Annotated in this window: 8 protein-coding genes; all 8 read left to right on the top strand. The window is 71.4% G+C overall.

All coding sequences use genetic code 11. The features are described from left to right. The first annotated feature begins 41 nt into the window (after positions 1–41). From ACQEU8_RS03305 to ACQEU8_RS03270, 8 genes are read left to right on the top strand one after another with little or no spacing between them, the layout of a single operon-like run. The gene (locus ACQEU8_RS03305; RefSeq protein ID WP_433096592.1) at positions 42–1,367 is read left to right on the top strand and encodes a nucleotide sugar dehydrogenase; all 1,326 of its coding nucleotides are present in this window, start codon (positions 42–44) and stop codon (positions 1,365–1,367) included. Continuing rightward, complete coding sequence (locus tag ACQEU8_RS03300) at positions 1,357–2,634, top strand: glycosyltransferase family 4 protein (protein ID WP_433096590.1); 1,278 nt, start codon at positions 1,357–1,359, stop codon at positions 2,632–2,634. Before ACQEU8_RS03305 ends, ACQEU8_RS03300 begins: the two co-directional genes overlap by 11 nt. After that, positions 2,631–4,028, top strand: coding sequence for a Wzz/FepE/Etk N-terminal domain-containing protein (locus ACQEU8_RS03295; RefSeq protein WP_433096588.1), 1,398 nt, complete (start codon positions 2,631–2,633; stop codon positions 4,026–4,028). Before ACQEU8_RS03300 ends, ACQEU8_RS03295 begins: the two co-directional genes overlap by 4 nt. Further along, entirely contained in the window at positions 4,025–5,674 is a 1,650-nt protein-coding gene (locus ACQEU8_RS03290) for a Wzz/FepE/Etk N-terminal domain-containing protein (RefSeq protein WP_433096586.1), read from the top strand. Before ACQEU8_RS03295 ends, ACQEU8_RS03290 begins: the two co-directional genes overlap by 4 nt. A 3-nt stretch (positions 5,675–5,677) precedes the next feature. After that, positions 5,678–7,594: an asparagine synthase (glutamine-hydrolyzing) gene (gene asnB / locus ACQEU8_RS03285; protein ID WP_433096584.1), complete on the top strand. Its 1,917-nt coding sequence runs from the start codon at positions 5,678–5,680 to the stop codon at positions 7,592–7,594. Further along, the gene (locus ACQEU8_RS03280) at positions 7,591–9,777 is read left to right on the top strand and encodes a bi-domain-containing oxidoreductase (protein ID WP_433096581.1); all 2,187 of its coding nucleotides are present in this window, start codon (positions 7,591–7,593) and stop codon (positions 9,775–9,777) included. The genes asnB and ACQEU8_RS03280 overlap by 4 nt, the downstream gene beginning before the upstream one ends. After that, positions 9,774–11,774 carry an alginate lyase family protein gene (locus tag ACQEU8_RS03275; protein WP_433096579.1) on the top strand — a complete coding sequence of 667 codons (2,001 nt, stop codon included), beginning with the start codon at positions 9,774–9,776 and terminating at the stop codon, positions 11,772–11,774. The genes ACQEU8_RS03280 and ACQEU8_RS03275 overlap by 4 nt, the downstream gene beginning before the upstream one ends. A gap of 9 nt (positions 11,775–11,783) precedes the next feature. Next, complete coding sequence (locus tag ACQEU8_RS03270; protein WP_433096577.1) at positions 11,784–13,316, top strand: right-handed parallel beta-helix repeat-containing protein; 1,533 nt, start codon at positions 11,784–11,786, stop codon at positions 13,314–13,316. The last annotated feature ends 1 nt before the right edge of the window (position 13,317 follow it).

Raw genomic sequence — 13,317 nt, 5'->3', positions numbered from 1 at the left:
ACCGCAGGCCGGAGGGGCCTGCCTGGGGGGAGGAACGGGTCATGAGGGTCAGCGTCTTAGGGCTCGGCTACGTGGGCTGCGTGTCGGCCGCGTGCCTGGCCGGTCTGGGTCACGAGGTCATCGGGGTGGACGTGAACCAGGCGAAGGTCGACCTGGTCAACGACGGCAAGGCCCCGGTGGTCGAGGAGCGGATCGGCGAGCTCATCGCCGAGGTCGTGCGGGCCGGAGCGCTGCGCGCCACCGGTGACGTCCACGAGGCGATCACGGGCAGCGAGGTGTCGCTGGTCTGTGTGGGCACCCCGTCGGAGCCCAACGGCAGCCTGTGTACCGCGTATCTGGAGCGGGTCACCGAGCAGATCGGTGCCGCGCTGGCCGAGGGGGCCGAGCAAGGGGGCCGGCACACCGTCGTGTTCCGCAGCACCATGCTCCCGGGCACCTGCCTCAACCTGCTGATACCGATCCTGGAGAAGAACGTCGGCGGCACGGCCGGGGTGGACTTCGGGGTCGCGGTCAACCCGGAGTTCCTGCGCGAGGGCACAAGCGTGCGGGACTTCTCCGACCCGCCCAAGACCGTCATCGGCGAACTCGACCCGGCGAGCGGCGACGCGGTGGCAGCGCTGTACGACGGCTTGCCCGGCGAGGTGTTCCGGGTGCCGGTCCCGACAGCCGAGGCCATCAAGTACGCGGACAACGCGTTCCACGGCCTCAAGATCGGCTTCGCGAACGAGCTGGGCGCGGTATGCCAGGCACTCGGGGTGGACTCGCACCAGGTGATGGACGTGTTCCTGGCCGACCGCAAGCTGAACATCAGCCCCGCCTATCTGCGGCCCGGCTTCGCCTTCGGCGGCTCCTGCCTGCCCAAGGACTTACGCAGCCTGGTCCACGCGGCGCAGCGGGCCGACGTCTCGGTGCCCATCCTCGCCCACGTACTGCCCTCCAACTCCGACCATCTGCAACGCGCGGTGGAGCTGGTCGAGCGCACCGGCAAGCGCCGTGCAGGGCTGTTCGGCCTGTCCTTCAAACCCGGCACCGACGACCTCCGCGAGAGCCCGCTCGTCGAGCTGGCGGAGCGGCTCTTCGGCAAGGGGTACGACCTCAAGATCTACGACGCCAACGTGAGCCTCTCCCGGCTGCTCGGCGCGAACCGCGAGTACATCGAGACCCGGCTGCCACACCTCGCGCAGCTGCTCGCGGACTCCGTCGGCGAGGTGCTGGAGCACGCCGAGGTGTGCCTGGTCGGCACCAGCGACCCGGCCGTGCTGTCGGCGCTGCCCCATGGCGAAGGACCGGTGCTCATCGACCTCATCCGCCTCCCCGACGCCGAGGCGCGCCGGGCCGAACAGGGGTACATGGGCATTGCTTGGTGACGCATCTTTTGGTGACAGAGCCGGCGGCGACCGGCCGGTCCGGCGCGCGCTGATCCTGGTGGAGAACCTGTCGGTGCCCTTCGACCGGCGGGTGTGGCAGGAGTGCACGACGCTGCGCGACGCGGGCTGGAAGGTGCACGTCATCTGCCCCCGCGGGAGCAAGCGGGACACGGAGCCGGAGGCGGAGATCGACAGGGTGCGGATCCACCGCTACCCGTTGCGCGCCGCCACCGGAGGACCGGCCGGCTATCTGCGGGAGTACGGATCGGCGCTGTGGCACACGCTCCGGCTGGCCCGCAGGGTCGGCCCGGTCGATGTGGTCCACGCCTGCAACCCGCCCGACCTGCTGTTCCTGCCGGCGCTGTGGCTGAAGCGGCGCGGCGCGCGGTTCGTCTTCGACCAGCACGACCTGGTACCCGAGTTGTACCTCTCCCGGTTCGACCGCGGCCAAGACCTGCTCTACCGCGCCGTGTGCGCGCTGGAACGCCGGACCTACCGGGCCGCGGACATCGTGCTCGCCACGAACGAGAGCTACCGCGATGTCGCGCTGCGCCGTGGCGGCCGCCGCCCTGCGGACGTATTCGTCGTACGCAGCGCGCCCGACACCGACCGGTTCCGCCCCGTACCGCCGGAACCGGAGCTGAAGCGCGGCAAGCCTCATCTGCTGTGCTACCTCGGGGTCATGGGCCCGCAGGACGGCGTCGACTACGCCTTACGCGCCCTCGCGAAGCTGCGCGACGAGCTCGGGCGTACCGACTGGCACGCGGTGTTCGTCGGCGCCGGCGACACCTTCGACGCGATGGTCGAGCTGTCCCGGCGGCTCGGGCTCACGGAGCAGGTGCAGTTCACCGGGCGCGTTCCGGACGCCGACCTGGTGCGCTACCTGTCCACCGCGGACGTGTGCCTCTCCCCGGACCCGCGCAATCCGCTCAATGACGTGTCGACCATGAACAAGGTCCTGGAGTACATGGTGATGGGCCGGCCGATCGTCTCGTTCGACCTGAAGGAGGCGCGAGTCTCCGCCGGGGACGCCGCCGTCTACGCGCCCGCCAACGACGAGGCCGAATTCGCCGGGCTCATCGCGCTGCTGCTGGACGATCCGGAACAGCGGGCCCGGATGGGCAAGATCGGCCAGGAGCGGATCGGCGGACAGCTCTCCTGGCGGAACTCCCAGCAATCGCTGCTCGACGCCTACGCCGCTGCCTGCCGCGACACTCCGATGTCGGCGGGCGCCCCGGTCCGCACAGGGAAGAGGCGGCGCCGTTGAGCGATGACACTATTCGCCTGGTCACGATCGGACGGATTCTCTGTCGGCGTTGGCGGCTGCTCGCCGTCCTCGCCGTGGTGGGCGCCCTCGTCGGTTACGGCGCCTCGGTGCTGTTCCCGCCGCGCTACACGACGTCGGCCTCAGTGCTGCTGCCGGGGCAGTGGGAGGAGCGCGAGCTGCTGACCCAGGCGGACATCGCGTCCAGTTCGGCGGTGGTCGACCGTGCGGCTGCCACGCTCCGCTGGACGGGCGTCAGCGGCGCCGAACTGCGGGACCGGGTGAGCGCCAAGGCCGCCGACGGGAACATCATCAAGGTCTCGGGTACGGCCGAGACCCCGGAGCGCGCGCAGCAGCTCTCCGACCGGGTGGCCCAGCAATTCGTCACTTTCGCCACGCGGATCGCAGGCGACAGCACCGACCCCGACGCGGCGGCGGGGCCCGAGGGGCTGCGGCAGAAGGTGGTGCAGACCAACCGCCGTATCACCGACCTGGCCAATGCGGCCGATCCGGGGCAGACCGTGGAGGGCGTGCAGGCCCGCACCGAGCTCGAGAAGCTGCGCACCGCGCTGCAGGAGGCCATGAAGAAGCTGGACGAGGCGGCACCGGCGACCAACAAGGCCGGCATGGTCGTCATGGGCCCTGCGGCCCGGCCGACCGGCGAGGCACCACCGACGAGGACGCAACTCATCGTTGCCGGGGCGCTGCTGTTCTTCGTGCTCGCGGTCGTCGGCCATCTCGCCGCCGCACGGATGAGCCGCCGACTGCGCACCGAACCGGAGATCGCCGCGGCGCTGGGCTCGGCGCTGCTGGGCACCGTCGAGGTGCCTGGTGAGCGGCCCGCGCACCGGCCCGACGGCCGTGGCCCACTGGCCTGGATCCGCCGGCTGCTGGGCGTCGACACCCGGTGGGACATACCGACCCCGCGGATGTCCGGCGACGAGGCCAGTATGCGGATCCGCTACCGGCGGGTGTGTGCTCGCCTCCGGGAGAAACTGCCCGCCCCCCGGCGGCTGCTGGTCGTCGTACCGGACGGTGACGAGATCGCCCGCCGGGCCGCCGGACAGCTCGCCGCCGAGGCCGGGAGCGATCCTTCCCCGAGCTCATCGAGCAGCGGAGACTCCTTGCTGCGGGTGGTGGAAGTGCCGGTGTCCCGGCCGCTGGTGCCGGACCGCGGCGCCGAGTCCGGTGCCCTGGTCGTGCTCAGCGCGGGCAGTTGGACCGCATGGGAGCTCGCCGGTGTCGCCGAGGCGTGTGCGGACGCGGGGCACGAGGTCGTCGGGTTCGTCGTCGCCGGACCGGTCCGGGCCCGTCCGACGCGGACTGCCGACGATCCTCCACAGCACGCCACGCCGAAGATCGCGGTCGGCGACGACGCGAGGGGAGGGTCAGCGTGACGACGAGCAAGACGTCGGAGTCGTCGGCCGTTCCGCTGCTGGATCTGCAAGCGCTGGTGGCCGCTGTGCGCAGGCGCCGCCGCATCTGGTGCGCCATGGGGCTGCTGGGGCTGCTGGTCGGCGCGGCGGTGGCGGTCCTGCTGCCACCACCGCCGACCGCGGTGACCAAGGTGCTGGTCGCGCACCAGGAGGACCAGCCGAACGACACCGGAACGCTGATCCGCACCGACGTCGAACTGCTGGGGACCACACGGATCGCCGAGAAGGCCCTGAAGTCCCTCAAGTCCCCGGAAAACCCCGAGGACTTCATCCAGGACTACCGCGGCACCGGCGTGACCAACAACCTGCTCCGGATCGATATGTCGGGTGACAGCGACGCGGAAGCGGTGGCCCGGGCCAAGGCGCTGGCCGAAGCGTTCGTCGCGGACCATGTGCGGCGGATGCGGGAGACCGCCAAAGCCGAGGCCAAGGCCCTGCTCGACCAGCGTGACCGGATGCGGGAGGAACTCGCCGAGGTCAACAAGGCGATCGGAGGCCGATCGCCTGAGAGCGCCCCGAAAGCGTCGGCGAGCATCGAGTCGCTCTTCGCCCGCCGGGCCGAACTCGACTCGCGGATTGCCGATTTCGACCAGCGCGCCGCGGAGGCGCGCACCGGCACCCCCCGGATCATCGCCGGTACGCGGATCGTGGACGCACCCCGCGCGGTGCAGCACTCCCTGCCCAGGGCCGCTGGCACCAACGCCGTGATCGGGCTCCTCCTCGGGCTCGTCCTCGGGCTCGCGGTGGCCGCGGTCGGCGCGGTGGTGGCGGACCGTCCCATGCTGCGTCGAGAGATCGCGGTGAACCTGGGCGCCTCCGTCATCGCGGAGCTGCCCCGCCGGTCGGGCGGGCTGTGGCAGCGCCGACGGACCCGGGCGGCACGGATGAGGCTGACCACGACCCTGGCCCGCACCGTGCGCGGCTCCGCGGAACCGCTGTCGCTGCTGGAACTGGGCTGTGCGCGCAACACGAGCGTGCTCGCCCTGAACCTCGCCGGGGCACTGGCGGCGGACGGGCCGGTGACGGTCGTCGACGGCCTGCCGGGGCCGCAGCTCGCGAACCACCGCCAGGAGCCGGGCGGCCCGACCGTGGTCAGCGGCGAGCGTGCCGCGGACGTGTCACCTCAGGAGCGCCGGATCGGCGTCGGCTCGGTCGCGCCCGGCACGGCGTGGACCGACCTCCAGCACCTCGGCACCCGGACCGTGCTCGTCGTGCGTGCCGGGCACGGCAGCGCCGCATGGCTGCACACCGTGGCGCGGCACCTCGCCGACCAGCGCATTCCGGTGCTCGGTGTGGTGCTGATCGACCCCGATCCGCGTGACCGGACCGACGGCACGCTGTGGGACGGCCCGCACACCGCGCCGCGCGGCCGGAACGAGCGGCAGGCTCGGCAGAACGGTGGAGGTACTCCCCCAGCTACCGCTGGGGGCACCCCCACCCACGCCGTTGAGGCAGTGGGGGAGGGCCCGCGGCAGTCGGAGCGGCTGCCGATGCGGGCCGCACGGGTCCCGGACGACGACCAGGCACGAGTTCCGGACGACGGCCAGGCACGGGTCCCGGACGACGGCCAGGCACGGGTCCCGGGCGACGACCAGGAGGCGCGGTAGGACATGTGTGGCATCGCAGGCACCTACCGATGGCCGGACGGGAAGATCGTGACCGACCGGCTCACCGAGACCCTCGCCCATCGCGGTCCGGACGGCGCCGGCCGCTACAGCCACCCGGCCGGTGACGGCGAAGTGCACCTCGGACACCGCCGACTGGCCATCATCGACCTGTCCGGGACCGGTGCCCAGCCGATGGTCTCGGGCGGCCTCGCCCTGACGTACAACGGCGAGCTCTACAACGCGCCCGAGCTGCGTGCCGAACTGACAGCCGCAGGGGTGCGCTTCCGCGGTACCTCCGACACCGAGGTGCTGCTGGAGGCCTGGCGGCGCTGGGGCACGGACTGTCTGCCCCGGCTGCGCGGCATGTTCGCGTTCGGGATCTTCGACGAGCGGACCGGTGAACTGGTCCTCGCCCGCGACCAGTTGGGCATCAAGCCGCTGTTCCTGCTCCGGCGCGCCGGGGGACTGGTGTTCGCCTCCGAGCTGAAGGCGCTCGCCGCCGTGACCGGCGGGTCGCTGGAGGTGGACCATGCGGCGCTGGTGGCCTCGCTGCTCTATTACTGGGTGCCGGACTCACGCTGCGCGTTCCGCGAGGCGGAGAAGCTGCCGCCGGGAAGCTGGCTCAGGCTCCGGCCCGACGGCAGGGAGGAGCGCGGCCGGTACTGGCACCTGAAGGACGTCGCCGCCGAGGGCCGGGAACGGGCCCGTAGCGGCGAGACGCCCGACCTGGCAGCGCTCGTCGAGGAGTCGACCCGGCAGCACCTGCTCTCCGACGTCCCCGTGGCGACGTTCCTCTCCGGCGGCCTCGACTCCAGCTATCTGACCGGGCTGGCCGCCCGCCACCAGCCCGGGATCTCCGCGTACACGATCGGGTTCCGCGCCGAGGACGCCAAGTTCGAGGCGATGCCGGACGACCTGCGCTACGCCCGGCAGGTGGCCGAGCGGTTCGGCGTCGACCTGCACGAGATCGAGATCGCCCCGAACGTGCTCGACCTGCTGCCGCGGATGACGTACCACCTGGACGAGCCGATCGGCGACCCCGCCGCGATCAACACCTTCCTGATCTGCTCGGCAGCGCGGGAGGCCGGGGTCAAGGTGATGCTCTCGGGGATGGGCGCCGACGAGCTGTTCGCCGGTTACCGCAAGCATCTGGCCAACCTGCTCGCGCTGCGCTACCAGCGCGTCCCGCGGCCCCTGCGGCGCGGCCTGTCAGCGGCCGTGGACCGGCTGCCGGTCGCCACGGCCCGCCGGGGGTACCGGTCGGTGCGCTTCGCGAAGCGTTTCCTCTCCTTCGCCGACCTGCCGGAGGAGACCGCGTTTCGGCGCAGCTACACCATGTACGACCAGGACGAGCTGCTCGCCCTGCTCGATCCGGACCTGGCCGGGACGGTCGACGACGTGCTGACCGAGCATGCGGACACCTACCAGGACAACGACCTCGACGATTTCGTCAACCGCATGTGCCTGGGCGACGCCCGGATGTTCCTGCCGGGCCTCAACCTCACATATACGGACCGGTCGAGCATGGCCGCGTCGACCGAGGTGCGGGTGCCGTATGTGGACGTCGAGGTGGTCAAGGCGGCGTTCGCCGTGCCCGGCGATCGCAAGATCGTCGGACGGCAGGGCAAGGCCGTCCTCAAGGAGGCGGCCACCTCGGTCCTGCCCCGGGAGATCGTGTACCGGCCCAAGGGCCTGTTCAGTGCCCCGCTGCGGGCCTGGATGAGCCGGGATCTGACGCCGCTGGTGCGCGAGGTGGTGCACGACGGTGTGCTCGTCCGTTCCGGGTTCCTGCGCCGGGACGCGCTGGCGCGGATGGTCGCCGAGGACGCCGCCGGGCAGCGGGACTACTCCAAGCATCTGTGGCATGTGCTGACCCTCGAGTACTGGTATCGCGGCGCGACTTCTGGGGAGTTCGAGTGAAACAGGTTGTACAGAACTACAAGAGCGGCGAGCTGTCGCTGCTCGATGTGCCGGTGCCGGGGTGCAAGCCGGGCGGTGTGCTGGTCCGGAGCGCCTACTCGCTGATCTCCACGGGGACCGAGCTGATGAAGGTGTCCGAGGCCGGTATGTCGATGGTGGGCAAGGCCCGCTCCCGTCCCGACCAGGTGGCCAAGGTCATGCAGAGCGTGGCCACCAACGGGGTGCCCGCCACCTACCGCAAGGTGATGGGAAAGCTGGACTCCTACACGCCGCTGGGCTACTCGCTGTGCGGGGTGGTCGAGCAGGTCGGCACCGGCATCGACGATGTGGCCGTCGGCGACCTCGTGGCCTGCGCGGGCAACGAGCACGCGCTGCACGCCGAGTTGAACTGGGTGCCGAAGAACCTCTACGCCCGGGTGCCGGACGGTCTCGCGCCGCGGCACGCGGCCTTCGGCACCGTCGGGTCGATCGCGTTGCAGGGCGTCCGCCGCGGCGAGCCGCAACTCGGCGAGGTGGCGCTGGTCATCGGCCTCGGGCTGATCGGGCAGCTGGTGGTGCAGCTGCTGGCCGCCTCGGGAGTCCGCGTCGTCGGGGTCGACCCCGACCCGGTGCGCTGCGAGCTGGCCGAGCGCCTGGGCGCCGCGGCCTGCGGCGATCCGGCGTCGGCGGCCGTGGAAGCTGCCGTCGCCGAACTCACCGGCGGCCTGGGCGTGGACCAGGTGTTCCTGTCCGCCGGTGGCGGCAGCAACCAGCCCGTCGAGCTGGCAGCCCGGCTGAGCCGGGACCGCGGCCGGGTCGTCGACATCGGCAAGTGCCGCCTCGACCTCCCCTGGAACGCGTACTACGAGAAGGAGCTCGACGTCCGGTTCTCCCGCTCGTACGGCCCCGGGCGCTACGACCCCGAGTACGAGCTGGAGGGGCGCGACTACCCGATCGGCTACGTGCGCTGGACCGAGCGCCGCAACCTCGCGTGCTTCCTCGACCTCGTCGCCCGTGGCCGCGTCGATGTGGAGCCCCTGGTCTCCCACGTCGCCGACTTCGACGACGCCGTCGAGACGTACCAGCGCCTCAAGGACGGTGAACTGAAGGCCGTGGCCGTGCTGTTCCGGTACCCCGAGCACACGGCCGAAGCGGTGGCCACGGCGGTGACCGTGCCTGCGGTGAACGTAAAACGGAGTCCGACCCGGGCCGCCAAGACGCCCGTACGGTTGGCGTTCGTCGGCGCCGGAAACTACGCGACATCGATGCTGCTGCCGCATCTGGCACAGCGCGACAGCGTCGAGTTGTCGACCGTCGTCACCACGACGGCGCTGTCCGCGGCCAACGCGCAACGGAAGTTCGGCTTCGCCGAGGCGACCACCGACCTCGACGCCGTGCTGGACGACAAGTCCATCGATGCCGTCTTCGTCGTCACCCGGCACAGTTCGCACGCCGAACTCACCCGCAGGGCACTGCTGGCCGGCAAGACGGTGTTCGTGGAGAAGCCGTTGGCGCTCACCGAGGACGAGTTGGACAGCGTGCTCGCGGCGGTGGAGGAGTCCGGCAACGACCGGCTGCAGGTGGGCTTCAACCGCCGGTTCGCGCCGCTGCTGCGGGAGGCCGGAAAGCGGTTCGGCACCCGGACCGGCCCGGCGAACCTCCGCTACCTGGTCAACGCGGGACGGTTGCAGCAAGGCAGCTGGTACCTCCAACAAGGCACCGAGGGCTCGCGGTTCGCGGGCGAGGGCGGACACTTCATCGACACCGCGAGCTGGCTGCTCGGGGCCGACCCGGTCTCGGTGTACGCGGTCGCCACCTCCGGCAACGAGGACCTCCAAGTCGTACTGCGCTACCCGGACGGGTCCACCGCCACCATCAGCTACGTCACCACCGGCGCACCCGGCTTCCCCAAGGAGACGCTGGACCTCATCGCGGACGGCAGGGTGCTGCGGCTCGACGACTTCGTCCGTGCCTCGGTGTTTTCGGACGGCACAGTCGGCAGTAAACGGTGGGTGAGTTCACGGCTGCCCAAGGCCCGGGACAAGGGCCAGAACGCCGAACTGGCCGCGTTCATCAAGGCGGTGCGGACCGGCGGGCCGATGCCGATACCGCTGGAGTCGCTGGTCGCCACCACGGCGGCCACCCTCGCGGTGCGGGCCGGACTGGCCAGTGGCGCGCCCGTGACATTGGCGAGGGCGCGATGACCATGAGCGCGGGCTGGTACCTGCGGCGGCTGTCCCGGATGGGGCCGCGGGAGGTCGCGGGTCGGGTGGGTGACGCGGTGCGCAGGCGGCAGTGGCGGTCGGCACGGCCGAACTGCCCGCGCGTGACGGGGGCCCGGTTCACCGCCGTACTGCCCGCCGGGACGATCGCCGCGGTGCCGCCGGACGCCGCGAAACGTCTCATCGCCGAGGCGGACCGGCTGATGGACGGGCACGCCGAGTACTTCGGGGTGGACCGCGACGACCTGGCCGACCCGGATTGGCGGTACGACCCGAAGACCGGGCGCCGGGCTCCGGGGGGCTACGCCTTCGACGTGCCGTACCGGAACGAGGACGCGGTCGGGGACATCAAGCAGATCTGGGAGCTGTCCCGGCATCAGTACCTCACCCAGCTCGCCGCCGCTTACGCGATCACCGGGAACGAGCGGTACGCCGAGCGCGTGGCCGGGCACCTCCGGTCCTGGTGGGCGGCCAACCCGCCGCTGCGCGGCGTGCACTGGATCAGCGGCATCGAGCTGGGCATCCGGCTGCTGTCCTGGGTGTGGATCCGCCGGCTGCTGGAGGGCTGGCCGGGCGCGGCCGGGCTGTTCGAGGACAACCCGGTGGCGCTGCGCCAGATCTGGCACCACCAGCGCTGGCTGGCTGCCTTCCCCAGCCGGGGCTCGTCGGCGAACAACCACGTCATCGCCGAGGCCACCGGGCAGTTCGCCGCAGCCTGCGCTTTCGGCTGGTTCCCCTCCTCGGCGCGCTGGCGGGCCGACGCGCTGCGGTCGCTGGAGCGGCATCTGCGCAGCAACACCTTCCCCTCCGGCCTCAACCGCGAGCTGGCCACCGAGTACCACGGACTCGTGCTGGAGCTCGGCCTGGCCGCGCTGGCCGAGGCGGACGCCGCCGGAGTGCCGGTCCCCGCGTCGATCCGGCTGGTGCTGCTGCGGATGACCGACGCGCTCGCGGCCATCGTCGACAGCCGCCTGCGGCCGCCGCGCCAGGGGGACGCCGACGACGGTCACGGTCTGGTCGTGGACGGTGCGGGCACCGACCGCTGGGCCTCGCTGCTGGCCACCGGGGACGCCGTGTTCGGCCGGCTCGACTGGTGGCCGACGGTGACCGGCACCGATGTACGCACCCCGCTGCTGGCCGCGCTCATCAAGCCGAACGAGAACAAGGGCGCACCTCGCCCGGAAGACCGACCGGCCCACTTCGCCGACGCGGGGCTCACCATCCTTCGCGGACCGGGGGAGATCTGGTGCCGCTGCGACGGCGGCCCGCACGGGTTCCTGGCCATCGCCGCGCATGCCCACGCGGACGCGCTGTCCGTGGAGGTCCGGCACGACGGGGTCGATGTGCTCGCCGACCCGGGGACGTACTGCTACCACGGGCAGCCCGAGTGGCGGCAGTACTTCCGGTCGACCCTCGGCCACAACACCCTGCAACTGGACGGCGGTGACCAGTCCGTCTCCGGCGGCCCGTTCCTGTGGACCCGCCATGCCCGCACCCGCGTCCTGGTCGCGGACACATCCGGCACCTCCCACGGGGGGACGGCCCGCTGGTGCGCCGAGCACTACGGATACCAGCCCTCTGTGCACCGCCGCCGGGTGGAACTGACCGCCGCAAGCCAGGAGTTACGGGTGGTCGACGAGGCACGCGGCCCACGCCGGGCCGTGCGCCTGGCGTTCCACCTCGGCCCGGCGATCACCGCGGACCTGGTGGGGAACCGGGCACAGCTCACCTGGACCCGGAACGGCGAGGGCCGCTCCGCGGTACTCGACCTGCCCGGAGAGCTGTCCTGGCGGGCGCATCGCGGCGAGACCGGCCCTTCCCCAAGCTCTTCGAGGAGGGGACACCCCATGCTGGGCTGGTATTCCGCCGGCTTCGGGCGCAAGGAACCCACCACAACGCTGATCGGCACCGCCCGCCTCGGACAGCACAGCGCCGACGGCGCGGAGGGGTTCGTCACCGTACTCAGGTTCCGCGGCTAGGGAGGATGCGTGGGGATCACGTGGCGGAACCGGGCGTTACCGGCGGCGGCGCCGGTGCTGGCCCTGCTGGCGGCAACCGGCTGTGTGAGCACACCGGACACCCCGGCGGAGCCGACCGCCGCGCCCTCCACGTCCGCCGCCCGGTCCGTGGCCCGGGTGTGCGCCAAGCCCGCGGCCGGGCCGGCGAAGGCACCGGCGGACGCGGTGACGGTCGACCCCGCGAAGGTCGGTGACCTGGCCGCGAAGACCCGGAACAGCCCCCCGAACACCACGTTCTGGCTCCGACCCGGCAAGCACAGGCTCCAACCGGACCGCCACGCCCAGGTCATCCCCAAGAAGGGCAACAGCTACCTCGGCGCGCCGGGCGCGGTGCTCGACGGCCGGAAGAAGAACCAGTACGCGTTCGGCGGCAGCGCCCGCGACGTCACCGTCCGCCACCTGACCGTGCAGCGTTTCGTCGCGCCGCACGACGAGGGCGTGGTCAACCATGACTCGGCCGACGGATGGGTGATCGAGCACGCGAAGATCCAGCACAACTCCGGGGCCGGGCTGATGGCCGGTGCCCGGCAGCGGGTCCGCGCCAACTGCCTGCGCCGCAACGGGCAGTACGGCATGAACGCGTACAAGGGGTCAGGCCGTATCCGCGACCTGGTGGTCGAGGGCAACGAGATCGTGGGCAACAACACCGGCGACTGGGAGCGGCGACGGAAGGGCTGCGGCTGCACCGGAGGCGTCAAGTTCTGGGCTGTCAACGGCGCCGCCATACGCGGCAACTGGGTGCACGACAACCGCGGAGCCGGGTTATGGGCGGACACCAACAACAACGACTTCCGCATCGAGGACAACGTGCTGGAGGCCAACGACGGCGCCGCACTCATCTACGAGACCAGCTACAACGCGGTCATCCGGAAAAACACCATCCGCCGGAACAACTGGGTCGAGGGCCGCAGACGCGCCGACCGCGGCGACAGCTTCCCGTTCGCGACCGTCTACCTGTCCGAGGCCGGCGGCGAACCCCGGATCCGGGCCCGTACGGACAAGATCGAGATCTACCGGAACGTGCTGGAGAACAACTGGAACGGAATCACCCTGTGGGAGAACGCCGACCGGTTCTGCAACAGCCCGGCCAACACCTCGTCCGGTGACTGCACATTGCTGGTGCGGGACTCCGACCGCTGCGCGCGGCCGGCGATCGCCACCGCACCGCTCTACGCCGACTGCCGATGGAAGACCCAGCGCGTGGACATCCACCACAACCGCTTCGTGCTGGACACGTCCGTCGTCGAGTGCACGGTGAAGTGCGACCGGATGGCGATGCTGGCCAATTACGGCACCTATCCGGACTGGTCGCCGTACCAGGGCGAACGGGTGGCTGAGGCGATCACCCACAAGCAGCGCAACCGCTGGCACGACAACGTCTACCTCGGACCATGGAAGTTCGTCGCCCACGACCCGAGCCGGGTGCTCGACTCCGGGCAGTGGCAGGGCACGCCGTACGAGCAGGACGCGGGCAGCACCTTCCAGCCACGGGACGGTGGTTGAG

It is taken from the genome of Streptomyces sp. CA-250714 (assembly GCF_050936705.1).
Lineage (GTDB): Bacteria > Actinomycetota > Actinomycetes > Streptomycetales > Streptomycetaceae > Streptomyces.
Note: the sequence above shows the minus strand (reverse complement) of the source record. Positions and strands in the feature narration are given on the sequence as shown.

Bases quoted from the DNA above. Each gene is read 5' to 3' on its own strand.
- ACQEU8_RS03305 (WP_433096592.1), top strand. From the start codon at position 42: ATGAGGGTCAGCGTCTTAGGGCTCGGCTACGTGGGCTGCGTGTCGGCC.
- asnB (WP_433096584.1), top strand. From the start codon at position 5,678: ATGTGTGGCATCGCAGGCACCTACCGATGGCCGGACGGGAAGATCGTG.
- ACQEU8_RS03275 (WP_433096579.1), top strand. From the start codon at position 9,774: ATGACCATGAGCGCGGGCTGGTACCTGCGGCGGCTGTCCCGGATGGGG.